The sequence below is a fragment of the Lentzea sp. CA-135723 genome, from assembly GCF_050936595.1.
In the GTDB taxonomy this organism is placed as follows: Bacteria; Actinomycetota; Actinomycetes; order Mycobacteriales; family Pseudonocardiaceae; genus Lentzea.
On the sequence record NZ_JBNJMK010000001.1, the window covers coordinates 5,248,032 to 5,271,737 of the forward strand.

Below are 23,706 nucleotides of genomic sequence, written 5' to 3' on the forward strand. Positions count from 1 at the left end.
AACCGGCGTCGGCCCGTGCCCGACCGAGGCGGCGTCAGCCCTCCGCGCGCTGCCGGGCCAGCCTCTGCGCCCACGCGACGCGTCCGGTCTCCCGCGCGAGGTCCAGCGCCAGCAGCCGGTGCCGTTCCGCCTCCGCAGCATCACCCGCGGCCAGGTGGATCTCCGCGAGTTCCGCCTCGACCTGCACCTGCCGGACGCGCAGCTGGCCGCGTTCCGCCGTCTTGGCCGCCTCGGTCGCGCACGCCGACGCCTCCGCCAGGTTCCCCAGCGCGCGGTGGTCGGCCGCCAGCCCGGTGAGCGCCTGCACCTCGCCTCGCGCGAACGCCGCGGTCCGGCTCCCCGTGAGCGCGTGCTCGTGCTGGGCCGCGGCTTCCTCCGGTCGTCCGAGGCGGCGCAGCGCCTCGCCCAGGGTGCAGCGGGCGTCCCACTCCGCCATGTCCTTCGCGGTGCGGGTGGCGACCTCGACCGCCTGTCTAGCAACGGTTTCGGCCTCGGCGAGCCTTCCCTGTTCGAGCAGCAGGAACGCGCGGGCGTCCAGCACGCGCGACTGGAACGTCGGGCCGAGCTCCGGTGTCGTGAGGGGTTCCACCTCGTCCAGGTACCTCTCGACCTCGCCGAGATCGCCGACGAAGAGGTGGGCGATCACGAGGCCGTGCAGGCAGAAGGCGATGCCCGCGGTCAGGTTCCGCTCCGCGGACGCCCGCAGCGCCTCCTCGCAGTACGACACCGCGAGCCGCAGCGGGCCGAGGTCGTTGAGCACGCAGCTCAGGTTGAACAACGTGTTCGGCGTGCGGGCGATGGCGAGCGACTGGTGCATGGCGTCCGCCGCCTCGGCGAGGTCGCCCAGCTCCCAGTGGATGATGCCCAGGTTGCCGACGTACGCCGTCAGCGACACCTGGTCGTCCGCCTGGCGGGCCAGTGCGACGGCGCGTTCGTACTCGGGCAGGGCGTCGACGAACCTGCCCGACCGCCAGTGCGCGAGCCCGAGCGCGCCGCGCATGTTCGCCTCGGCGGCGACGTCACCGAGGTGCAGCGCCGCCTTCAGCCCGGCGTCGGCGGCGACGTACCAGTCGACGACGTTCGCGGCGTGGTGCAGGAAGTACGCGCGCATCGCGTCGGCCAACTGCCAGGCGATCGGCTGGTCCCCCGCCGCGACCGCCGCGGCGACGACGTTCGCGTGTTCGGCGTTCAGCCAGGCGAGTGCGCGCGGCATGTCGCTCACGTCGTGCACGGGCAGGTCCGCCGGCAGCTCCGGCAACGCCAGCCGGTGCAGCTCCGGGTTCATCATGCGGCCCGCCGCGTCGGCGTTGAGCAGGTAGTACTGCTGCAGCCGCGCCGTGGCGGGCGCGCCGAGGCGTCGTGCGTACGCCCCGAGCAGGTCGTGCAGGGCGTAGCGGTCGCCGGACCGTTCGACGAGGTTCGCCGCGACCAGCCGGGCGAGCGGTCCGGTCGCGTCCCCGCCCAGGATGGCGGTGGCGCCCTCGACCGAGAAGTCGGCGCCCGGCACCTGCCCCAGCAGCCGGAACAACAGCCGCGCCGGTTCCGGCAGCGCGAGGTACGACAGTTCGAACGTGGTGCGGACGGCCTGGTCGCCCTCGATCTCCAACGCGTCGAGCCTGCCGTCGCCCCGCAGGTCGGCGAGGTAGCCGGCGATGTCCTGGTCGGCCAGGTGCGCGGCGGCGATGCGCAGGGCGAGCGGCAGTCCCGCGCACAACCTCACCAGCTCGGCGCGTTCGTCCTCGTCGCCGGCGACCCCCATGCTGCCGAGCAACGCCTGCGCCTCGCCGTCCGCGAGCACGCCGACGCGGATCTGGTCGTGCTCCGGCAGGTCGGTGCGACTCGTGACGATCAGCCGTGACCCGCTGCCGTTCGGCACCAGCGGTCCGATCTGGTCGCGGCCCGCGTTGTCGAGCACGACGAGCACCGCCCGGTCCTCGGTCAGCTGCCGGTACAGCGCGACCTGCGCGTCGAGGCCGGCCGGCACCTGGTCGGCGCCGAGGGCGCGCAGGAACCGCGCCAGGGCCTGCCCCACCGTGACCGGGTCGCCCTCGGAGAACGCGCGCAGGTTCACGTACAGCTGACCGTCCGCGAACCCGTCGCCCATCTGGTGCGCGACGTGCACCGCGAGCGAGGTCTTGCCGACGCCGGGCGGACCGGTGATCGCGAGCACCCGCCCGGTGCCGGCCAGGGCGGCGTCGACCTCGGCGGCGCGGCCGACGAAGTCCGGCAGGTCCGCGGGCAGCTGACGGGGCCCGCGCGGGCGCGGCACGAGCCGGTAGCCGTACGGCTCGGTGACGACCTGGTCGGTGGCCCGCAGCCGGTGGACGAGCTTGCGCAGCGAGGCTCTCGGGTTCGCGGGCGGGCCGGCGCCCCAGACGGCGTCGACGAGGTCGTCGAACGGCACGGGCAGCCCAGGCCGGGCGGCCAGCGCGGCGCGCAGGGCGTCGATCCTCGTCACGACACCGATCGTATGGACCCGCGCGCCCTCAGGCTTGCTGGTGCTTGCGCTCCTTCTTCCAGCGCCTGACCTGCCGGTAGTACTCGTTCGACGAGATCTGGAAGACCAGCACGGCCCCCACGCCGAACAGCACCGAGCCGATCACGGCGTAGGTCGCGGCCTGGGAGACGTCCGGGTCGCCGATGTACCTGACGGCGCCGGGCAACCACTGGACGGTCTGGAAGGCCAGCAGGACGACCGTGGTGACGCGAGCCCAGTTGAACCAGATCGTCAGCACGCTGATCAGGAGGATCACCGACGGCAGCCCGTTGTTGTTCATGCCGTTGCGGCCGCCGAGGTTCGCGGCGGTCATGCCGAAGAACGCGGCCGCGAGCGGCAGCAGCACCATGGCGGCGACGAGGACCTTGGGGCGCTTCGGGCGAGGGGCCGGCTGGGTCATGAAGATGGAGTCTGAGGTCTTCCCGAGGGGACCGGTCCCGCTTGCCCGCGCGCACCTCTCACGCCCCTCGCTCGACCGTGAACGGGGCTCTCGATCGGCCCAACACGCGTGAGCCACGCCTCACTTTCCGTGATAGATCTCGGTCGATCTCAGGATGGAAACGAACCGATAACGACACCGCTGACCTGCGCTTTTATAGGCTCTCCACAACACTCCGAGTCGTTACTGTGACGCGCGTCACAGCTCGAAACATTTGGTGAGCGCCCCGGCGGTTACGTACGGTCGCTCCTCGGCTGGCCCGAACCAGCCGCAAGCACGATCCGGAGGACCGAGCACCGAACCCAGTCCGAGGGTTCTCCGGCACCTACCCCGAGCGAGAGAAACCGCCGGACTGGGACGCAGGAACGCACCGGGCCCCGAACCCGAGTTCCTGTCCGGAGGCGCGGTGGACCGAGAGGCACATGGCTTTCAACCGTGGCAACGAGGGCAAGCAGGGTTCCGTCGCTCGCACTATCGCCAAGGTCGCGGCTGTCGGCATCATCGCCGGCGCCCCTCTGGGCCTGGCCGTTGGCACCGCCAACGCGGCCCCCGTCAACTGGGACGCCCTCGCGCAGTGCGAGGCGAGTGGTAACTGGGGCGCCAACACGGGCAACGGCTACTACGGCGGCCTGCAGTTCACCCAGCAGACCTGGAACGCCTACGGCGGCCAGGGCAACCCGGCCAACGCCTCCCGCGAGCAGCAGATCGCGGTGGCCGAGCGCGTGGCCGCCGGCCAGGGCGTGAGCAACGCCTGGCCGTCCTGCAGCAAGCGGATCGGCAACTACACGGGCGCGGCCCCCAAGGCCAACCCGGCCCCGCAGCAGCAGCGCAAGGCGCAGCCGCAGCAGCGCCAGCAGGCCCCGGTGCAGCAGGCGCCGGCCGTGCCGGTCGCGGGCTCGAAGTCGAACCCGAACGGCAACTACGAGATCAAGGCGGGCGACACCCTGTCGAAGATCGCGGACGCCAACAAGGTCACCGGCGGCTACCAGGCCATCGTGGAGAAGAACAAGGACTTCCTCACGAACCCGGACCTGATCTTCCCGGGCGACAAGATCCTGATCTGAGCCACGCGGCTCAGCTCTCCCCGATCTTGATCGGTCGCACGATCGCCGGCTCGCGTGATGCGGGCTGACGCAGAACCAGGGACCTCACCGTTATCCCCCCGACGGTGAGGTCCCTGCCTGCGCAGGTGGGGCCGCAAGCCAGGAGAGCCCGGCGCGAGCACCTTCGCAAGGTGGGCCGGACTCCTCAGGGGCAGTTGACCCACTCGTCGGTCCCGTCCGGGAACACCTGCCGCTTCCACACCGGCAACCGAGCCTTGACCTCGTCCACCAGGTCGGCGCACAACGAGAACGCCTCCCCCCGGTGCTCGGCCGAAACCGCGCAGGCCAGCGCCACGTCCCCGATCTTCAACGGCCCGACCCGGTGCGACACGGCGATCCCGTGCACCCCGGAGTACTTCTCCGCAAGAGCAGCCACCACCTCGGCCACCACCTCCCCGGCCGACGGGTGCGAGTGGTACTCCAGCTCCACCACCGACCGCCCCCCGTCGTGATCCCGCACCACGCCGGAGAAGGTGACCACGGCCCCGGCCCGGTCGGACCCGACCAGCGCGGCGTGCTCCTCCACCGACAGGGGCTCCTCGCACACGACAGCCCGCAGCACCACGCTCACTTGTGATCCCCTCCACGCAGTTGGTCCAGGGCGTGCTCCAGCACCGAGCCCAGCACCTCCAGCCCGTCCCGGACCCCGCCCGTGGACCCGGGCAGGTTCACGATCAACGTCCGCCCTGCCACCCCGGCCACCCCGCGCGACAGCACGGACCCGGGAACGGCGGGCCACCCGGACATCCGGATCACGTCCGCGAGCCCCGGCACCTCGAAATCCACCACGGCACGGGTCGCCTCGGGCGTCCGGTCGGTCGGGTTGATCCCGGTGCCGCCGGTGGTGACGACCAGCTCGGCCCCGGCCTCGACCGCGTCGACGAGCGCCAGCCGCACCGGTTCGCCGTCCGGCACCACCGACGACGAGACCGCGAAGCCGCGGCCTTCGAGCCAGGACACGATCAGCGGGCCGCTGCGGTCCGGGTAGACGCCGGCCGCGGCGCGGTTGGAGGCCGTGACGACGAAGGCTTTCACGCGCGCTCCCACAGGCCGGACTTGCCGCCCTCCTTGCGTTCCACCCGCACGGCGTCCAGCGACGCCGCCGGGTCGACCGACTTCACCATGTCGTGCAGGGTCAGGCCCGCCACCGAGACGGCGGTCAGGGCTTCCATCTCCACGCCGGTGCGGTCGGTGGTGCGGACGGTGGCGGTGATCAGCACGGCCGAGTCGGCCAGTGCCAGGTCCACGACGACCGACGACAGCGCGATCGGGTGGCACAGCGGCACGAGCTCCCAGGTGCGCTTCGCCGCCATGATGCCGGCGATGCGGGCGGTGGCGAGGGCGTCGCCCTTCGGCAGGCCGTCGGCGCCCAGCAACTCAACCACTTCTGCGGTCGTGTGCAGGACCCCGCTGGCGACGGCGGTCCGGGTGGTCTGCTCCTTGCCGGAGACGTCGACCATCCGGGCCGCGCCAGCAGAGTCCAGGTGGGTGAACTGCTTGGTCATACAGGGATCGTATGCCCGCACACGAGAACCGACCGGTGCGCAAAGCCTCTAAGAAGTCGCGGCCTTGCGCACTGCCTCGGCGACGGCCGGGGCCACCGTGTTGTCGAAGACGGACGGCACGATGAACGACGCGTTCAGCCTGTCGCCGTCCACCACGTCGGCGATGGCGGCGGCCGCGGCCAGCAGCATCGCGTCGGTGATGGTGCGGGCGTGCGCGTCCAGCAGGCCGCGGAACACGCCGGGGAACGCCAGCACGTTGTTGATCTGGTTCGGGAAGTCCGAACGGCCGGTCGCGACGACGGCGGCGTGCTGCTGGGCCTCCATCGGGTCGATCTCCGGGTCCGGGTTGGCCAGCGCGAACACGATGGCGTCCTTCGCCATGGTCGCGACCTGCTCCGCGCCGAACAGGTTCGGGGCCGAGACGCCGATGAACACGTCGGAGCCGACCAGCGCGTCGTGCAGGCGGCCGGCCTGGTTGTCCTTGTTGGTGGACGACGCGATCGACTTCAGGTTCGCGTCGAGGCCAGGGCGGTCGCGGTGCACGATGCCGTCGACGTCCACGGCGATGATGTCGCCGGGCGACTGGGCCTGCAGCAGGCGGATGATCGCGGAACCCGCGGCACCCACACCGCAGACGGTGATGCGGCAGTCCTTGATGTCCTTGCCCACGACCCGAAGCGCGTTCCGCAGGGCGGCGACGACGACGATCGCGGTGCCGTGCTGGTCGTCGTGGAAGACGGGGATGTCGAGCTTCTCGCGCAGGCGGGCCTCGATCTCGAAGCAGCGCGGCGCGGAGATGTCCTCGAGGTTGATGCCGCCGTACACGGGAGCGATGAGCTCGACCGCGCGGATGATCTCCTCGGTGTCCTGGGTGTCCAGGCAGACCGGCCAGGCGTCGACGCCGGCGAACTTCTTGAACAGCGCGGCCTTGCCCTCCATCACGGGCAGGGCGGCGGCGGGGCCGAGGTTGCCGAGACCCAGCACGGCCGACCCGTCGGTCACGACGGCGACGGTGTTGCGCTTGATGGTCAGGCGGCGCGCGTCGTCCGGGTTCTTGGCGATGGCCTCGCACACACGGGCGACGCCGGGCGTGTACGCGCGGGAGAGGTCGTCGCGGTTGCGCAGCGGCACCTTGGACGCGATCTCGATCTTGCCGCCGAGGTGCACGAGGAACGTGCGGTCCGACACCTTGCGGACGACGATGCCGGGCAACGTCTCCAGCGTGTCGGTGATGTCCTTGGCGTGGTTCGCCGACAGGGCGTTGCACGTGAGGTCGATGACGACGCGGTCGTTGTGCGACTCCACGACGTCGAACGCGGTGATCACACCGCCCGCGCGGCCGACGGCCGAGGTGAGGTCACCCGCGGCGCTCGCTGACGGCGGCGCCTCCAGACGAACGGTGATCGAGTAACCAGGGCCGGGGACCGGCATCGTCGTCCTCCCACGAAGTACAGCTCAAGCGGGAAGTGAGCCTATCCCCGGGCCCTTTGCGGTACGCACGCGACTCGGCCAGTCTTAAGACCGGCCTGACAATCCACTCAGGACTTGTTGATCTCGGTCACCGGGTGCCGGTACGGGAGGTCCTCCACCGGCAGCGGGAACGTCACCGTGCCGAACGGGGAGAGCGCACCCTGCAGGTCACTGGTCAGTTCGGTGACGGGATGGCTGCCGTCCGCGCCTTCAGGCCAGTGCGGGTCGACCCGTCCAGGGCGTCCTTTCGCCACGTTCTCCTCCTCGGTGGTGTCAGATGACGCGACAAGTGTGACAGAGCACGCCGGGATCCGAAGCGGCCCATATACCGTGGTGAGAATGTCCGGCATCACACTCGCCGACTGGCTGCGCGCCCAGGACGACGCTGCTCTCGTCGCACTGCTGCGCGCGCGTCCTGACCTGGCAACGCCCCCACCTGCCGATATGTCCGTGCTCGCGACGCGGATCGGCACCAGGGCGTCGATCGCGCGCGCCTGCGAGGACCTCGACACGTTCACGCTGGCCGTCCTCGAGGCCCTCGTGGTCGAGGGCGCCGACGCCGAGCCCGTGGCGTTGCCCACACAGCTGCTCGGCCCCGACGTCAAACCGAAGCCGCTCAAGCAGGCGGTCGCGCGGCTCAAGTCCCTCGCCCTGGTGTGGGGCGACGACGACGCGCTGTCCGTCCCGCCGCTGACGCGCGAGGCCTTCGGCGCCTACCCCGGTGGCCTCGGCCGCAGGACCGGGCAGAGCTACGACCTCGAAGGCATCTCCGAGGGTGAGCAGCGGGTGCTGCAGAAGCTCGCCGCCGGACCGCCCATCGGCGACACCAAGGACGCCTCCAGGGTCGTGCCGCTGGAGAAGGCCGAGACCCCGGTGCAACGGCTCCTCGCGCGCGGCCTGCTGCTGCGCCGCGATCCCGGCACCGTCGAACTGCCCCGCGAGATCGCTCTCACGCTCCGGGGCGAACGCCCGCTCGGCCCCATCCAGGTCACCGAGCCGAAGCCCAAGACCAGCACTCTCGACCAGAGCAGCATCGACGCGACCGGCGGCGGCGAGGCGCTCGAGCTCGTCCGGCACGTCGAGAACCTCATCGCGAGCTGGTCCGCCGAACCCGCCCCCGTGCTGCGGACCGGCGGTCTGGGCGTCCGTGAGCTGCGCAAGGTCGCCAAGGACCTCGACGTCGACGAACGCAGGGCAGCGCTGCTGATCGAGCTCGTCGTCGGCGCCGACCTGGCCGCGAACACCGAGGCGACCGAACCCGAGTGGGTGCCGACGACCAAGGCCGACGTGTGGCTCGCCGCGACCGCCGAGGTCCGCTGGGCCACGCTCGCGAACGCCTGGCTGGAGCTGCCCCGGCTGCCCGCGCTGATCGGCCGCCGCGACGAGAAGGACAAGTTCTTCAACCCGCTCGCGGACGAGATCCGGCGCGCCCAGGCCCCGCGCGACCGCCGCTGGGTCCTCGAGACGCTGGCCGCGTTCCCCAGGGGCACCGCGATCGCGAACCCCGCCGACCTGGCCGCGCTGCTCGGCTGGCGCGCGCCGAGAAGGGGCGGCAGGCAGCGCGACGAGCTGGTGCGCTGGACCGTCGAGGAGGGCACCGCCGCCGGCGTGCTGGCCCTGGGCGCGATCACCGCCGCCGGCCGCGTGCTGCTCGACGAGGGCCCCGGCCACGCCGCCAAGACCCTCGGCGACGCCCTGCCGGAACCGCTCGACCACGTGCTGGTGCAGGCCGACCTCACCGTGGTCGCCCCCGGCCGCCTCGAACCCGACCTCGCCGACGAGATGGCGCTCGTCGCGAACGTCGAGTCGGCGGGCAGCGCCACGGTCTACCGGATCAGCGAGGCCACCGTCCGCCGTGCCCTCGACGCCGGGCGCACCGCCGACGACCTGCGCGACCTCTTCGCCCACCGCTCGCGCACGCCCGTCCCGCAGTCGCTGACGTACCTGATCGACGACGCCGCCCGCCGCCACGGCAGGCTCCGCGGCGGCGCCGCGGGCTCGTTCCTGCGCTGCGACGACCCGGTGCTGATCACCGAGGTCCTCGCCCACCCCGAGGCGGCCCGCCTCGAGCTGCGCCGGATCGCCCCGACCGTGGTCGTCAGCCCGTTGCCGCTGGCAGATGTGCTGGACGGACTGCGCTCCGCCGGGTTCGCCCCGGCCGCGGAGGGTCCGGACGGCCAGGTGCTGGACCTGCGGCCGGGTGGCCGCCGGACCACGCCGAGGCAGCGGACGGCCAGAAAACCGGCGTCACCGGCCGTGCCCGCCGACGAGCGGTTGGGTGAACTCGTCCGGCTGGTCCGGGCGGGAGATCGCGCCGCCGCGACACCACGGGGTGAACGCGTGGCCGTTCCCGGCAACCTCGGCGCCGGCCCGTCGGCGACCCTGTCGTTGCTCCAGCAGGCCGCGCGCGCCCGCCGGCGGGTGCTCGTCGGGTTCGTCGACTCGCACGGCACGGCGGCACAGCGCGTGATCGAGCCGCACGTCGTCGGGGGTGGCGTGCTGGAGGGATACGACCACAGCTACGGAGAGGTACTCAGGTTCCCTCTTCATCGCGTCACGTCCGCCGCATTGGTGGACGAGGACTGACGGTCGGTCATCCCCCGGTCGGTTCTCCCGACCACCCTTGCGTGGCCGAAGCGCGACCTAGCGTCGGTTGACGTGGACGTACCCGAGACACGTCCACCGACCAAGGAGGTCACGCGCACATGGTCAGCTCCCGGTGGGCTTTGAGAGCCGCCGCCACCGTCACGACCCTGGCGTTCGCGCTGCCGTTCGGAACAGGCACCGCCAGCGCCGACCCGATCCTCGTCCTGTTGCAGGACAACCACGTCAACGCGACGGTGGGGGTGAGCGGCAACGTCGACATGCTCGACGTCGCGGCCGGCGCCCACCTCTCGCTCGACACCGGCCCCGGCATCAGCGTCATGGGCAACGGTGGCATCCAGGTCGCACTGGGCCTCGCGGCGCAGGTCGGCGCGGGTGTGAGCGCCGGTGTGGACGTGCCCGATCTCGACGTCGGCGCGGACGTGGGCGCCGTGGTGGACACCGGCCTCGTCGTCGACGGGGACGTGGACGCCGGGGTGGACACGAGCCTGGTGGCCGACGCGGACCTGGACGCCGCGGTCGACACGAGCCTCGTCGTCGATGCCGATGTGGACGCGAACGTGGACGTGGAACCGGCCGTGAACGCCGCGGTGGTAGCTGACGCAGATGTCGCTGCCGACGTGAGCGAAGCGGACGAGGACCGCGCACCCGCTGCCGCACCGGTCTCGCCGACCGTCGAACCGGTGCCCGCCGCTCCCGCCGAGGCTCCCCTCGCCACGGCAGCAGCGGTCACCGCGGACGCGGTGGCGGACGTCGACGTCGACGCCGCTCTCGCGGTCGACGCGGACGTCGACGCGAACATCGGGGTCGGAGTCCACGACGGGTACCACGGCCACCACCACCACGGTCTGCTGGGCGGCCTGCTGAACATCGGCGTCGGTGCCGGTGTCGGCGTGGGCGCCGGCGTGGACCTCGGTGACGGGGACGTGTCCGTCGGTGCGGTCGTCGGGGTCGGGCTGACCATCGGGTAGCAGGACCTCACGGCGAAAGGACGACCGCTTGGACCCACCACATCCGAACTAGATCAGACCGCAACGACGAGGCGAGCGCCGCACCCGAAGGTGGCGCTCGCCTCGTTCAGTTGTCGTGCGGTGCTGGAACTCCGGCGGAAGGAGCTCAGCCCGCGCGGACGGACATCCACTGGCGCATCGCGTGCTCCACCAGCGTGATGAGCGTCTGCTTCGTCGACTGCCGGTTGCGCGCGTCGCACGTCACGATCGGCACCGACTCGTCGATCGTCAGCGCTTCGCGCACGTCCTCCAGCCTGTGGTGCAGGAGGCCGTCGAAGCAGTTGACGCCGACGACGTACGGCAGCTGCCGGTCGTCGAAGAAGTCGATCGAGGCGAACGCGTCGGCCAGGCGGCGGGTGTCGACCAGGACGATGGCGCCGATGGCACCACGGACCAGGTCGTCCCACATGAACCAGAACCGGTGCTGACCCGGTGTACCGAAGAGGTACAGGATCAGGTCGCTGTCGAGCGACACGCGGCCGAAGTCCATCGCGACGGTCGTGGTGACCTTGTTGGGCGTGGCGGAGAGGTCGTCCACCCCCGCGCTGGCCTCGGTCATCACCGCCTCGGTGGTCAACGGGACGATCTCGGACACCGAGCCGACGAACGTCGTTTTGCCCACACCGAAGCCACCCGCCACCACGATCTTGGCAGACGTCGTCGGCTTCCGTGCGCCCTCGGCGCCCTGGGGACTAGAGCTTGCGAAGCCCACTGAGCACCCTCTCCAGGAATTCCATGGAAGGCCGGTCCCCCACGACCAGACCGCCCTGGTGAATCAAAACCAAACCCATGCTTGCCATGTCGCCGATCAACACCCGCACGACGCCAAGTGGCAAGCGTAGGAGTGCCGCGACCTCGGCCACCGACCGCGTGTCGACACACAGCCCGCAGATCGACCTGTGCTCGGGAAGAACTGCGGCATCCCGTTCGAGGCCCTTTTCGCTGGTGGAGATCAGCGCCTCGATAGCAAGGTCGTAGTCAGGTCGTGTGCGTCCACCGGTGCGTGTGTAAGGCCGCACCAGTGAACCCGAGTCCGCAGCAGCATTCTCCTCCGGACGTACCGAAGGCTGCGCACCGGTGCTGTACGACGGTTGCCCGCCGGTGTTGTAGGCCGGTTGCGCGCCGGTGCTGTACACCGGGTGCGAACCGGTGGTGTACGGCAGCTGCTCCGGCACCGCGTCCGGCATCTCGTGCTGGCCGAAGAGGTCCGCACCGGGTCCACCGAACAGCCCGGTGCCGTACCCGTCTATGTCGAACCTGTTCGGCACGTCGTCGTACGGATACGACGACGAGTCATCCACCTCACGCTGAGACATATCGCCTAGCCCTTGCCCTGTAACCCGCTCATCGTGGGGGGTGTCCTCGGCTTCCTCTGGTTCTTGGGGTATCGCATCAGGCTCTTCGAACTGGAACCCACCAGAAGCCCACTCCTGGTAGTTGAAGTTCCTACCGAAGCCACGGCCTCTAGCGCCAGATCTACCAGCCATTTGTTCTCACCCCTGAACTTCAGATGAGGTCTAGCGACGGACCACGCCCTGAAGCTGCGCGCGCAGCTCAGGGGTGAGTTGTTGACCGACTCTCTCCACCAACAGCGTCATCTCGTAGGCCACGAGGCCGATGTCGCAGTTGGGTGCCGCCAGAACGGCAAGACAAGAGCCGTCACTGATCGACATGAGGAACAGGTAACCCCGCTCCATCTCGACGACCGTCTGGTTGACCCCGCCTGCTTCGAAGCAGCGGGCAGCACCCTGGGTGAGGCTGACCAGTCCGGACGCGACCGCGGAAAGCTGTTCTGCGCGGTCCCTGGGCAAGCCCTGGGAACCGGCGAGCAACAGCCCGTCCGCGGACACCACAACGGAATGTGCCACACCGGGCACCCTCCGCACGAAGTCGGTGATAAGCCAACCAAAGCTGCCTGGCTGCGCTGCGGTCGTCACTCCTGCTCCTCGTTCTGCCGGCTCGACTGGTCACCAGCGTATGCCTCGATCAATGCGTGCCGGCCTCGCTTGACACCACTCTGCAGGCTCGACATCCGTCCGCGCACCGCGTCGGCGGTGCGGGGCGGCAGCGGCGGGCGCTGCGCTGTCGATGTCAGGGACTGCGGCTTGGGTGCTGCAGATCCTGGCACGAGCTGAGCCTTCGGTGTCCGTTTCGGCAATCCTGCCGTGGTCTTCGTCTCCGGCGTCTTGTTCAACAACGCCTGAGCCGCGTGCCATCCCTCATCGGCTGGCGATTGCCAGGCCGACTCGGAAGTGGATGCCGCCGCTGGAGTCTCCTCCACAACGGGCTCCGGTTCCACAACTCGCTCCTGCTCGGCGGGTGCGGGTACTTCTTCGACAGCCGGCTGGACCTTCGAGCGCGGCGTGCGCACCGGAAGACCAGCGGCCGACGTGGTGGTGGGTGCCACCGCCGGTACAGGCTTGCGGGAACGGGTCGGGAGCTCCGGTTCCGGCCCGTCCGAGAGCGGCGGGACGGTCGGCGGCTCGTCGATGTACTCGACCGCACCCTTGTCGGTCCCGCCAAGCCTCGACTCGACGTGTCCGTTGGTGGTGGCGGGCGCGTCGTCCTCCGCGGCCGCGCGGACCGGCTGAGCGGCCGACGCGGACGTCTCACTGCCCACGGCCTGGAACCACTGCGACAGGACGGCCTCGTAGATCGGGAGGCGTTCGGTCGGGGCGTCCAGGTCGTGCTCGACCTTCTTGCCGGCCGAGCCGTTGCGGTGGCCCATCCCGATGTCGAGACGGCCCTCGTCGCCGTTGACGTGCGACACGCCGTTGGTCGAGGCGCGGTCGTCGTCGATCGGCGGGATCGGCACGAACTGCGTGGTCTCGTAGCCGGGCTCGAAGGAGATCTCGCCGGCCTCTTCGTTGCGGTCCTCGTAGGCCGTGAAGAGCGTGGGCTCTCCGAACGCCCCCTCGGGCTCCACCGCGGCCAGCTGGTCGCGCCGCCACCGTTCCGAGGGCGTCACGTCCTCGACGGGCGGCGGGTCCTGGTAGACCGGGATCGCCGTCGCGCCCGCACCGGTGTCGGTGATGCCGCTCGGGACGAAGCTGACCGGGATGCCGGGGTTGCTCGGGCTCGACTCGTCGATCCGCGGCTGCATGCCCGTCGACCCGCCGAACGCGCCGGCGATGCCGCTGGCCCTCGTCGCGGTGGTGCCGATCTCCGTCGTGTGCTCGGCGGGAGCCAGCGGCACGGGCTGCATCGAGGGCGACGACGCGGTCGGCGACATGCCGAACGCGGAGGCGAGCCCTCCGGAACCGGACGGCGGGGTCGAGACCGGTGCCTGGCCGGGGATCGCGGTGAGCGTCTCCGGCACGATCACCAGTGCCGTCGTGCCGCCTTCGATGTCCTCGTTGCCGCGCAGGCGGACCTTGATGTCGTGGCGCTTGGCGAGCCGCGCGACCACGTACAGGCCCATCCGGCGGGAGACGGCGACGTCGACGTCCGGCGGGTCCGCCAGGCGCTCGTTGGCGTCGATGATCTCCTGGTCGCCCATGCCCACGCCGCGGTCCTGGATCTCGATCGCCAGCTCGCCCTTGCGGGTCTTGGCCGTGCGAACGGTGACCTTGGTGACCGGGTCGGAGAACGCCGTGGCGTTGTCCAGCAGCTCGGCGATGAGGTGCACGAGGTCGTTGACCGCGCGACCCTGGACGGTGAGGTCCGGGGTCTGGCCGACCTGCACGCGGGCGTACTGCTCGACCTCGGAGACCGCGGCGCCGAGGACCTCGGCGGCCGGGACGGGCCGGGTCAGGCGACGCGAGAGGTCGGTACCCGAGAGGACCAGGAGGTTCTCCGAGTTGCGGCGCATGCGGGTCGCGAGGTGGTCCAGCTCGAACAGCGAGGCCAGCTGGTCCGGGTCCTGCTCGTCCTGCTCCAGCCGGTCGATCAGGTTCAGCTGGCGCTCGACCAGGGCCTGAGAGCGACGGGACAGGTTGACGAACATCGCGTTGACGTTGTCACGCAGGAGGGCCTGCTGGGCGGCCAGTCGCACCGCTTCACCGTGCACCGCGTCGAACGCGCGCGCCACTTGGCCGACCTCTTCCCGCGTGTGCACCGGCACCGGTTCGACGGCGGTCTTGGCCGCGTCCTCCGGGTTCGGGTCCGCGAGGATCCGCTCGACCGCGTCGGGAAGACCGTGGTCGGCGACGTCGAGGGCGGTGCGGCGCAGCGTGCGCAGCGGGTTGAGGATCGAGCGGGCGACGAACAGCGCCATGACCAACGCGAGCGCGAGGATCGCGAGGACGAGGCCGGACTCGACGTACGCCCTGGTGCGGGTGTCCGCGGCCAGCTTGTCGGTCTTGGTCTGGAGCTGCTCGACGAGCAGGTTCTCGACGTCGCGCGTCAGGTTGACCGTCAGCGTGGCGGCGATGTCCCACTTCTCGGGCGTGACCTGCGTGAAGGCCTTCTGGCTGGCCTGCGCGTTGATCGCCGATTCCTGCATGTCGTTCGCGTTGTCGACGATCAGGCCGGTGACGGTGTCGTCGTAGATCTTGGCCTGCTCGGGCGTCGCGGACTTGCGGAAGTCGTTGCGGGCCGCGCCGAGCTCGGCGTCCGCCGCCTGCAGGGAGCGCAGCTGGGACGGCGTGAACGCCTTGCGCTGGAAGACGTCCAGGAGGATCGCCCGCTTGAGCGACTCCTGCTCCTTGATGCGCGCGATGGCGTTCGTGGTCAGGTGCAGTCGCACCAGTTCCGGGTCGCTGATCTCGGCAATCGTCTGCTCACCGAGGCCGATGAGCGTCTCGATGGACTCCGAGTAGGTCCGCTGGACCGCTTCGGCGGGGTACTGCGTGTCCCGCACCGAGTTGCGGAGGCTGTTCAGGCGGTTGAGCTGGTCAGCGGCGACCTGGAAGCGCTCGACGGCAGTCGAGCTGAGGTCGGAGCTGAGTTCGGCGATGCGCTTGCTGAACGCCTCGCTGGTGTCGTTCACGCGGCGCAGCTGGCGTTCGAGGACGACCCTGTCGACCCTCTTGTTCGACGCGACGTAGCTGACCGACAGGTCGCGTTCGCGCTGCAGCTGCTGCACCAGGTCCGCGACGGCGGTCTCGAGGCGGATCTGGTTCGCGAGGTTGTTGAACTCCGTCGCGGCCTGGAGGTCGGTGCGCACGCGCAGACCACCGAGGGCGAGCGCACAGACCGTCGGGATGAGCAGAACGGCGAGCAGCTTCGTGCGCAGCCGCCAGTTGCGCAGGCGCCATCCCGCGGATCGGGCAGATCCGGCACCGGCTCCGGTACCGACGTCGTGCTTCACCGGCTCCGGTGTCGCGGTCATCGGTCCGTCACCCAGCGCAGCCAGTCCGTCACCCGATTCGGGCCTTTCGGAGCGTGTGGTGTCACCCACGCCAAACTGGCTGGGACCTCTCTCACGTCGGGCCACTCTGGGCTTCCTCTTCCAGCAGCAGTGTCCCGGTCTCTCCCCAGGACCGAGCATGGACTCGTCAAACGGGCCGAATTGCAGCACAGAGGTCGTTCGCCCGGTGAGGCGCCCTACCCCGTCTGAAGACACGTCGGTCTACTACAACCTGTGCCACCCGAGCCGGAAGGGTAATGGGCACCCCCTGTGTTGGGGAAGTCTCCAGAAGCACTCACCGTATCGAGATGGGGTGTCGTTTCATACGTTCAGGTGGTTAACATCCCCGGTTGTCGGCACACCCCATGTCCGTCCGAACTCGCAGTTCGGGCTGCGGACGCCCTGGTCTGTGGCGACACTCACTGATCAATTCGAAGCTACCCAAGCCCTACCGGCGAGAGGTGCCATGGCTACCCGAGCCACAGCTCTGCGGCTTGTCGCAGTGCTCACCACGTGTGTTCTGACCGCGAGCTGCGGCCTGTTCGGAGGTTCGTCGAACGGCGCGAACGCGGACATCGAGCGCAACGTCCTGCGCATCGGCGTGCTGCCGGTCGTCGACGTGGCCCCGCTGCGGATCGCGCTGACCGAGAAGCTGTTCGAGAAGGCCGGACTGCAGGTCAACCTGGTCACGCAGCCCAGCGAGGCAGAGGCCATCAAGCAGCTGGGCACGACCCTCGACCTCACGTGGGCGACGCACGTCAGCATCTTCCGCGCGGTCGCCGAGGGCACCGAGCTCCAGCTGCAGGGCGAGGCCTACCAGGCCGGCCCGAACTCGATGGCGCTGGTCGCGGCCGCCGGGTCGGACTACGACGACCCCGGCAAGAAGGACGCGCCGCGCATCGCCGTGAACAGCGACACCGACATCGGCGCGCTCACCACGCGTGCCGTGCTGGACACCGCCGCGGTCGAGAAGCAGAAGATCCAGTTCAGGTCCATGCCGTTCGCGGACATGGAAGCCGCGCTGACCAGCGGCACCGTCGACGCGGCGTTCATGATCGAGCCCTTCATCACGAAGGCGCAGCGCAAGATCGGCGCGAAGATCGTCACCGACACCGCGCGCGGCCCGACACTCGACTTCCCGATGTCCGGGTACGCCTCGTCGAAGAAGTTCGCCGAGGAGAACCCGAAGACGATGAAGCTGTTCCGGGAGGTGCTGCGCGAGGCGCAGCAGCGCGCGCAGGCCAACAAGCTGGCCGTGCAGGACTCGCTGACCAGCTACGCCGACGTGGACGCGCCGACCGCGGCCCTCGTGTCCGTGGGCACGTTCCCGCTGTCGCTGAACCCGATCCGGCTCCAGCGCGTCGCCGACATGATGGACACCGAGGACGTGCTGTCCGGGCGCCTCGACGTGCAGCAGCTGCTCCCGCCTGGCACGACGAACTAGTGGTGCGGCCCGGAACGTCGCCGGGCGAATTCGCGGTCGGACGGGCGCATCGCGGTACCGCCCCCGCGCCCTCGTACTGGTTGTACGGGGGCGCGGGGGCGGTGCCGTGAGGTGTCCCCGCTGAGCGTGAATTACCCCGTCGATGTTCCGGGCCGCACCACTTGGTTGCCTTCGGGCATGCGAATAGGCGGGCCGGAATACCGGCCCGCCTATTCGCTTTCGGTCACTGTCCGCCGAGCGCCGTGATGCAGTAAGTGATGCCCGGCGCCGGTTCGGCGTACGAAATGGGCTCACCGGTGGCGCACTGGGCGTTCCCCTCGCGCACGACCTTCTCGATCTTGAAGATCTTCTGGACGGCGAATTCGTTGCCGCCCTTCGAGCAGTCGACGGGCTTCATGCCCTCCATGTTCATCTTCACGAGCTCTTCCTCGTAGCACTTGCCCTCTTCGAGCTTCTCGACGAGGCAGAGCTTGAGCGACGAGCTGCGGCGGCCGGACTCGGTGTACTCGGCGTAGTCCTCGCTCGGGCACGCCTCCGACGTGGAGTTCATGGCCTTGGCGATGAAGTAGTTCGCCTCCGGCGCGGAGCAGTCGACCTTCTTGTACTTCGGGCTGAAGGTCGTGCCGGTGACGCTCGCGCAGTCGCCGGGCTTGGCCGACGGCTCGGTGAGGGCGCTCAGGCCACCGCCGACCGCCACCTTGACCACGATGATGATGCCGGCGAGCACGACGAAGCTGACGATCGCGCCGATGATCTTGCCGGCCTTGCCCTTCTTCGGCGGCATGGGCGCGCCGTAGGGCATGGGCTGGCCGGGCATCCCGGCCGGCGGCGGACCGTAAGGGCCGGGCTGACCCGGCTGGCCCGCGTAGGGCTGCTGGGCGTACGGGTCACCGGGCTGACCTGGCTGGCCCGGCTGCGCGGGGTAGCCCTGCGGCGGCGTTCCGTACTGGTTCGGCTGGCCCGGCTGGCCGTAGGGCTGTTGCGGCTGACCTCCGGGAGGCGGGCCGTAAGGCCCCGGCTGCTGCTGGGGGTACTGGGGGTCGGTCACTGGATTCCTCTCGGACGGGTCGCGCGAAAGACCGCGAGACCGGAGCCGGGGATGCGACTGCGGTCTCGTCAGGTCGAAGTCGGGATTACCCCAGACGGCCCATGTCCCCCGACACGGCCGGAGCAGAGCGTGCCACGAGCGGCGGCGGACCGCTCGCGCTTTACGGAAACGTTACGGCGGCTTGGATCACCTGGAGGGCTCGCGTGCGGTACGGCGAGGTGGCTCCCGCGCGTCGGCCAGGGGACGTCACCGGGTGGCAGGCGCCTTCGCGTCACAGCTCGCGGCGGTGAGGCCGGGCCTGTCGGTGGCGTCCGCGCAGTCGCCGGACTTGGGCGTCTGGACGGGAGCGAGGAGCTCGGAGACGCCGTAGATCGCGACCGCCGCCACGAGCACGACGAGGGCGTAGGTCAGCACTCGCCTGGCCAGGCTCTTCCTGGGCGCGGACGGCTCTTCGATCATCACGCCGGGCAGCGTCGCACGTCGTCAGGGCGCGGTGGTGCGGAATGAACCAAGATCACTGCCGCTGGTCGCCGCGCTCCAGGCAGAAGGTGACGGCGGGCTCCGGGAAGACGGCCGCGCGCTGGTCACCGCAGGCGGCGCCGTCCGCCTTGCCGCTGACGACCTTGGCGACCTTCACCGAGTCCTTGGTGGCGCAGTCGACCTTGGCGATGCCGGTCTCGGGGCTCTGGCCGTAGCAGGCGCCCTCGACGAAGTTGGGCATCAGGCACAGCGTGGCGTCGCCGGTGTACGTCGAGTAGTCCATGCCGCCGGAGGGGCAGGTCTTCTCGTTCCACTGCAGGACCTTGGCGATCTTGACGTTCGCCTGCTCCGAGCCGCAGTCGAGGGCCTCGTAGGTCGGGTTGTCGAGCGCGCCGGAGATCTTCGCGCAGTCGCCCGCGCGCGCCGCCTTGGCCACGTCGCCGAGCTGGCTCACCACGAACCCGCCGAGCAGGACGAGCGCGAACACGACAGCGATACCCAGGCCGACCTTCTTCATGGCCTGGGTATCGGCGTCATACGGGGTCGAACTCAACCGAGTTCACCCGATCAGGAGCCTTCGTGGACGCCCATGCAGTAGACCGAGGCCGGCTCGCTGAACCGCAGCTCGCTCGAGCCCTCGGGACACACCGTGCCCTCCTCGGGCAGGCCGTCGACCTTCTTCACGATCTTGACCGGCGACTCGGTCGTGCACGCCTCCTTCTTAAAGGCGCCGTCGTCACCGGAGGTGTAGCAGTTGCCCTCGGCGAGGTTCGGCATCAGGCACATCGTCTTGCTGCCGTCCTTGACGGGCTCGTAGATGCCCTCGGCCGGGCAGGGGTCCTCGGCGTTGTTCAGCACCGAGGCGACGCGGTGCGTGGCCGAGGTGCTGTCGCAGCCCTCCGAGGAGATGTTCCAGTCACCGTCCGGCTTGTCCACGTCCTTCGGCGAGGCGCTCACGCAGTCGCCGACGCCGGTGGTGTTGAGCGAGGTCAGGGCCCACACGCCACCGCCGACCAGCACGATCGCCAGCACGCCGACGATCGCGAACTTCAGCCAGCTGTTCTTCTTGGGCGACTCGTCGGTCTCGGGCTCCTCCGCGGGGGTCACCACGGCCGGCGGCTCGACGGGATCAGTCGACTCGGTGCTCATGGGCGAGAACGTACGACACGACGTGTTGGCTTCGTGTGTCGCCTCACACATGTCGTGCTCAATTGACGCAGGTCGAACGCATTTGGCGTCGTCAGGGAGACTTGTGGGCGTGACCGATGGCCCTTTGATCGTCCAGTCGGACAAGACGCTGCTGCTCGAGGTCGACCACCCGCTCGCCGACGAAGCGCGCACGTCCATCGCGCCGTTCGCCGAGCTGGAGCGTGCTCCCGAGCACGTGCACACGTACCGCGTGACGCCGCTGGCGCTGTGGAACGCGCGCGCGGCAGGCCACGACGCCGAGCAGGTGGTGGACGCCCTGGTGCGGTTCAGCCGCTACCCGGTGCCGCAGCCGCTGCTGGTGGACGTGGTCGACACGATGAGCCGGTTCGGCAGGCTGGTGCTCACCAACAACCCCGCCCACGGGCTGGTGCTGCACTCCACCGACCGCGCGGTCCTCGAAGAGGTCCTGCGCAACAAGAAGGTCGCGCCGATGTTCGGCGCCCGCATCGACGACGACACCGTCATCGTGCACCCGAGCGAGCGCGGGCGGCTCAAGCAGCTGCTGCTCAAGGTCGGCTGGCCGGCCGAGGACCACGCCGGGTACGTCGACGGCGAGGCGCACCCGATCGAGCTGGAGGAGAACGGCTGGAAGCTGCGCGACTACCAGCGGCTCGCCGCCCAGGCGTTCTGGGCGGGCGGCTCCGGCGTCGTCGTGCTGCCGTGCGGCGCGGGCAAGACGCTGGTCGGCGCGGCGGCGATGGCGGAGGCCCAGGCGACCACGCTGATCCTCGTCACGAACACCGTGGCCGGGCGCCAGTGGAAGCGCGAGCTGATCGCGCGCACGTCGCTCACCGAGGACGAGATCGGCGAGTACTCGGGTGAGCGCAAGGAGATCCGGCCGGTCACGATCGCGACCTACCAGGTGATCACCCGCAAGTCGAAGGGCGAGTACAAGCACCTGGAGCTGTTCGACTCGCGCGACTGGGGCCTGATCGTCTACGACGAGGTCCACCTGCTGCCGGCGCCCGTCTTCCGGATGACCGCGGATCTGCAGAGCCGCAGGCGGCTGGGCCTGACGGCGACGCTCGTGCGCGAGGACGGGCAGGAAGGCGACGTCTTCTCGTTGATCGGGCCGAAGCGGTACGACGTGCCGTGGCGCGACATCGAGGCGCAGGGCTGGATCGCGCCCGCCGAGTGCACCGAGGTCCGCGTGACGCTGACGGACAACGAGCGCCTGCAGTACGCGACGGCCGAGCCCGAGGAGCGCTACAAGCTCTGCTCGACGGCCAGGACCAAGATCCCGGTGGTCCGCCGGGTGCTCGAACAGCATCCCGACGAGCCGACTCTCGTGATCGGTGCTTACCTGGACCAGCTCGACGAGCTGGGCGAGGAACTGGGGGCACCGGTGATCAAGGGGTCTACTCGCAACAAGGAGCGCGAGGAGCTGTTCGACCAGTTCCGGCGCGGTGAGCTGCGGACGTTGGTGGTCTCGAAGGTCGCGAACTTCTCCATCGACCTGCCGGAGGCGTCCGTCGCGATCCAGGTGTCCGGCACGTTCGGCTCGCGCCAGGAGGAGGCCCAGCGCCTCGGCCGCATCCTGCGTCCCAAGGGCGACGGGCGGCAGGCGCACTTCTACTCGGTGGTCGCGCGGGACACGCTGGACACCGACTACGCGGCGCACCGGCAGCGGTTCCTGGCCGAGCAGGGCTACGCGTACAAGATCGTCGACGCGGACGACCTGGTCGGCTGATGACCTGGTGGATGTGGGACCCGGCCGGAACGGTGCCGTCGCGCCGTTTCCGGTCGGAGGAGTCGCTCGCCTCTGCCGCCCCCGCGTCCCAGGTGGTCCGGTCCGCGGACTTCACCTGCCCCGTCCAGCGCCGCCGGGCCTCTGCCGTGCGGTCGGACTTCCTGTCGGTCACCGGCGACCCGGCGCAGGTGGCACTGGTCGAGCGGCGGCTGTGGACGTTGCTCGTGGCGCTGCGCCGGTCTCAGTCCGTGCGCGACGCCCTGGCGACCGCCGCACCGCGCGCCGGGCGTGCGGCACTGGTCGCGGAGCCGTCGCGGGAGCTGGCCGAGTTCGACCGCCGCTTCGACCAGTTCGCCGACGCCCTGCGCGTGCTCGTCACGTCCCCGTCGCCGGAGCAGCTACGCCACACCGCCGCCCTGGACTAGCCGCGGGATCTCGGCGACGCTGGTCAGCAGGTGCGTGTGCTGTTGCCGGCTCAGCTCCTGCTCGGTCTGGCTGCCGCTGAGCACGCCGACCACGAACCGCGCGCCCGCGTTCATGCCGGCCTCCAGGTCGCGCACGGTGTCACCGGCCGTCAGCACGCGCCGGACGTCCTTCGCGCCGGTCAGCTCCATCGCCTTGTGGATCATGTAAGGCGCCGGCCTGCCCGCCTGCACGTCGTCGACCGTCACCACCGCGTCGAGGACGTCGTGCCGCCACTTGAGGACGTCGAGCAGGCCGTCCACGATCGGGCGGTCGAAGCCCGTGGTGAGCGCCACCTTCACGCCGCTGTTCCTCAGCTGCGCCAACGCTTCCTCGACACCTTCGATGGGCGTAGGCGGCGTCTCGGCGTAGTACGCGGCCAGTCTCGCGTGGAAGTCCTGGAACTCGGCGTCGACGTCCGCCCTGCCGAGCATGCTGGAGATCGCCTCGTACTTGTCGGCGCCCATCCAGTCACCGACGTCGGCAGCGCTACCGCCGGCGGCCTTCACGGTGTCCGCCAACGCCTTGTAGACCAGGCCGTGCTCCTCGACCGTCGTGCCGGCGATGTCCAGCACCACCAGGTCGACCTCTGACGTGCTCGCGGTGGTGTTCACGACGCCCTCCAGTCCCGCAGCAGCGCCGGGTGCGCCTGCTGGGAGTTCTCGATCGAAAAGCTGACCATGTCCGGCCGGTACCGGTCGTCGGAGTACTCGACGGGCCGTCCGTCCACACCGGACGCCCGCCGGCGTTCCCGCAGAAGTGGTGAGTTGATCGGGATTTCGAGCAGCTCGGCGTCTGTTTCGTTCGCCGCCACCGCGTCGATCTGGTGCCGCGCAACGGTCATGTCGACGCCCTGCTCCGCGAGGTGGGCGTAGAGCGAGCCGCTGTCGCAGTCGAAGTCGAACAGCAGCCGCCCCACCGGCTCCACGAACGTGGTGCGCTCCAGCATCGTCGGCCTGCCGTCGATCAGCCGTTGCCTCAGCAGCTGCACGACCGGCGTGCCCTCGTCGAGCTGCAGGGCGTCGGCGATGTCCTGGTCCGCCGGCCTGCGCGCGATCTCCAGCGTCTTCTGCCCCGGCACGTGCCCGAGCCCCGCGGCCCAGCTGGAGAACGACAGGAACGTCTCGAACGGCTGCGACAACGTGTGCCGGCGCACGACAGCGGGCTTGCCGCGACCGCCGCCGATCATGCCCTCGGCTCTGAGCGTGGTGAGCGCCTGCCGAACCGGGGCGCGCGAGGCGTTCCACTGCGCGCACAGCTGCGACTCGGACGGCACCGCGGCCCCGACCTCCAGCTCACCGGAGGCGATCCGTCGGCGCAGGTCGGCGGCGATCCGCTCGTGCAGGGGCATCTCCATGTCACCAACGATACATGTCATAACAAGTCTGAACTGCCGGTGAACAGGTTCATACACCTCGGCGCGACCGTTGCTTTCTCGTCGGGTCGCGGCCCATC

General features: G+C 70.1%; 21 protein-coding genes and 1 pseudogene. 6 read left to right on the forward strand and 16 right to left on the reverse strand.

Translation table 11 applies throughout. From position 1 onward, the window contains the following. Window positions 1-34 precede the first annotated feature (34 nt). Together ACQEU1_RS23935 and ACQEU1_RS23940 are read right to left on the reverse strand one after the other, a co-directional pair. Window positions 35-2,458 (reverse strand): ATP-binding protein, encoded by a 2,424-nt coding sequence (locus ACQEU1_RS23935; protein ID WP_433205722.1) that lies wholly within the window; start codon window positions 2,456-2,458, stop codon window positions 35-37. Between the two features lie 28 nt (window positions 2,459-2,486). Beyond that, window positions 2,487-2,897, reverse strand: coding sequence for a hypothetical protein (locus tag ACQEU1_RS23940; RefSeq protein WP_433205725.1), 411 nt, complete (start codon window positions 2,895-2,897; stop codon window positions 2,487-2,489). A gap of 461 nt (window positions 2,898-3,358) precedes the next feature. Between ACQEU1_RS23940 and ACQEU1_RS23945 the strand changes: the two genes are divergently transcribed. Then, a complete protein-coding gene (locus ACQEU1_RS23945) occupies window positions 3,359-4,000 on the forward strand; it encodes a transglycosylase family protein (RefSeq protein ID WP_433205728.1) in 642 nt (213 codons plus the stop codon). Between the two features lie 184 nt (window positions 4,001-4,184). Here the strand turns inward: ACQEU1_RS23945 and ACQEU1_RS23950 are convergent. The 4 genes and pseudogenes from ACQEU1_RS23950 to ACQEU1_RS23965 form a co-directional block, all read right to left on the reverse strand. After that, a pseudogene (locus ACQEU1_RS23950) lies at window positions 4,185-5,086 on the reverse strand (molybdenum cofactor biosynthesis protein MoaE). Next, window positions 5,071-5,544, reverse strand: coding sequence for a cyclic pyranopterin monophosphate synthase MoaC (gene moaC, locus ACQEU1_RS23955; RefSeq protein ID WP_433205731.1), 474 nt, complete (start codon window positions 5,542-5,544; stop codon window positions 5,071-5,073). The pseudogene ACQEU1_RS23950 and the gene moaC overlap by 16 nt, the downstream one beginning before the upstream one ends. A 48-nt stretch (window positions 5,545-5,592) precedes the next feature. Then, window positions 5,593-6,975: an NAD-dependent malic enzyme gene (locus tag ACQEU1_RS23960; RefSeq protein ID WP_433205734.1), complete on the reverse strand. Its 1,383-nt coding sequence runs from the start codon at window positions 6,973-6,975 to the stop codon at window positions 5,593-5,595. A 107-nt stretch (window positions 6,976-7,082) separates the two neighbouring features. Then, window positions 7,083-7,268: a hypothetical protein gene (locus ACQEU1_RS23965; RefSeq protein ID WP_382442766.1), complete on the reverse strand. Its 186-nt coding sequence runs from the start codon at window positions 7,266-7,268 to the stop codon at window positions 7,083-7,085. A gap of 85 nt (window positions 7,269-7,353) precedes the next feature. On the opposite strand from ACQEU1_RS23965, the gene ACQEU1_RS23970 reads away from it, so the two are divergent. Both ACQEU1_RS23970 and ACQEU1_RS23975 read left to right on the forward strand, forming a co-directional pair. After that, entirely contained in the window at window positions 7,354-9,600 is a 2,247-nt protein-coding gene (locus ACQEU1_RS23970) for a helicase-associated domain-containing protein (protein WP_433205737.1), read from the forward strand. Between the two features lie 119 nt (window positions 9,601-9,719). Beyond that, window positions 9,720-10,589 (forward strand): hypothetical protein, encoded by an 870-nt coding sequence (locus tag ACQEU1_RS23975; protein ID WP_433205740.1) that lies wholly within the window; start codon window positions 9,720-9,722, stop codon window positions 10,587-10,589. A 145-nt stretch (window positions 10,590-10,734) separates the two neighbouring features. Here the strand turns inward: ACQEU1_RS23975 and ACQEU1_RS23980 are convergent, their stop codons facing one another. The 4 genes from ACQEU1_RS23980 to ACQEU1_RS23995 form a co-directional block, all read right to left on the reverse strand. Further along, complete coding sequence (locus ACQEU1_RS23980) at window positions 10,735-11,340, reverse strand: GTP-binding protein (RefSeq protein ID WP_093605474.1); 606 nt, start codon at window positions 11,338-11,340, stop codon at window positions 10,735-10,737. After that, a complete protein-coding gene (locus tag ACQEU1_RS23985) occupies window positions 11,321-11,944 on the reverse strand; it encodes a DUF742 domain-containing protein (RefSeq protein WP_433205743.1) in 624 nt (207 codons plus the stop codon). The genes ACQEU1_RS23980 and ACQEU1_RS23985 overlap by 20 nt, the downstream gene beginning before the upstream one ends. Before the next feature lie 201 nt (window positions 11,945-12,145). Further along, entirely contained in the window at window positions 12,146-12,565 is a 420-nt protein-coding gene (locus ACQEU1_RS23990; RefSeq protein ID WP_030470879.1) for a roadblock/LC7 domain-containing protein, read from the reverse strand. Next, complete coding sequence (locus tag ACQEU1_RS23995) at window positions 12,562-15,900, reverse strand: nitrate- and nitrite sensing domain-containing protein (RefSeq protein WP_433205747.1); 3,339 nt, start codon at window positions 15,898-15,900, stop codon at window positions 12,562-12,564. The genes ACQEU1_RS23990 and ACQEU1_RS23995 overlap by 4 nt, the downstream gene beginning before the upstream one ends. A 484-nt stretch (window positions 15,901-16,384) precedes the next feature. Here ACQEU1_RS23995 and ACQEU1_RS24000 point away from each other — a divergent pair, with 484 nt between their 5' ends. Then, the gene (locus ACQEU1_RS24000) at window positions 16,385-17,362 is read left to right on the forward strand and encodes an ABC transporter substrate-binding protein (RefSeq protein ID WP_433205750.1); all 978 of its coding nucleotides are present in this window, start codon (window positions 16,385-16,387) and stop codon (window positions 17,360-17,362) included. A gap of 223 nt (window positions 17,363-17,585) precedes the next feature. On the opposite strand, the gene ACQEU1_RS24005 is transcribed toward ACQEU1_RS24000, so the two are convergent. The 4 genes from ACQEU1_RS24005 to ACQEU1_RS24020 form a co-directional block, all read right to left on the reverse strand. Beyond that, a complete protein-coding gene (locus ACQEU1_RS24005) occupies window positions 17,586-18,410 on the reverse strand; it encodes an LppU/SCO3897 family protein (protein WP_433205753.1) in 825 nt (274 codons plus the stop codon). 246 nt (window positions 18,411-18,656) lie between these two features. After that, window positions 18,657-18,872 carry a hypothetical protein gene (locus tag ACQEU1_RS24010; RefSeq protein ID WP_433205756.1) on the reverse strand — a complete coding sequence of 72 codons (216 nt, stop codon included), beginning with the start codon at window positions 18,870-18,872 and terminating at the stop codon, window positions 18,657-18,659. A gap of 52 nt (window positions 18,873-18,924) precedes the next feature. Next, entirely contained in the window at window positions 18,925-19,407 is a 483-nt protein-coding gene (locus ACQEU1_RS24015; protein ID WP_433205759.1) for an LppU/SCO3897 family protein, read from the reverse strand. 50 nt (window positions 19,408-19,457) lie between these two features. Continuing rightward, window positions 19,458-20,039 carry a hypothetical protein gene (locus tag ACQEU1_RS24020; protein ID WP_433205762.1) on the reverse strand — a complete coding sequence of 194 codons (582 nt, stop codon included), beginning with the start codon at window positions 20,037-20,039 and terminating at the stop codon, window positions 19,458-19,460. 109 nt (window positions 20,040-20,148) lie between these two features. Between ACQEU1_RS24020 and ACQEU1_RS24025 the strand changes: the two genes are divergently transcribed. Both ACQEU1_RS24025 and ACQEU1_RS24030 read left to right on the forward strand, forming a co-directional pair. After that, window positions 20,149-21,789, forward strand: coding sequence for a DNA repair helicase XPB (locus tag ACQEU1_RS24025; RefSeq protein ID WP_433205765.1), 1,641 nt, complete (start codon window positions 20,149-20,151; stop codon window positions 21,787-21,789). Next, window positions 21,789-22,214 carry a hypothetical protein gene (locus tag ACQEU1_RS24030; protein ID WP_433205768.1) on the forward strand — a complete coding sequence of 142 codons (426 nt, stop codon included), beginning with the start codon at window positions 21,789-21,791 and terminating at the stop codon, window positions 22,212-22,214. Before ACQEU1_RS24025 ends, ACQEU1_RS24030 begins: the two co-directional genes overlap by 1 nt. Here ACQEU1_RS24030 and ACQEU1_RS24035 read toward each other — a convergent pair. Then, window positions 22,188-22,865, reverse strand: coding sequence for a phosphonatase-like hydrolase (locus ACQEU1_RS24035; RefSeq protein ID WP_433205771.1), 678 nt, complete (start codon window positions 22,863-22,865; stop codon window positions 22,188-22,190). The genes ACQEU1_RS24030 and ACQEU1_RS24035 overlap by 27 nt on opposite strands. Next, window positions 22,862-23,608, reverse strand: coding sequence for a GntR family transcriptional regulator (locus ACQEU1_RS24040; RefSeq protein WP_433205774.1), 747 nt, complete (start codon window positions 23,606-23,608; stop codon window positions 22,862-22,864). Before ACQEU1_RS24040 ends, ACQEU1_RS24035 begins: the two co-directional genes overlap by 4 nt. Between the last annotated feature and the right edge of the window lie 98 nt (window positions 23,609-23,706).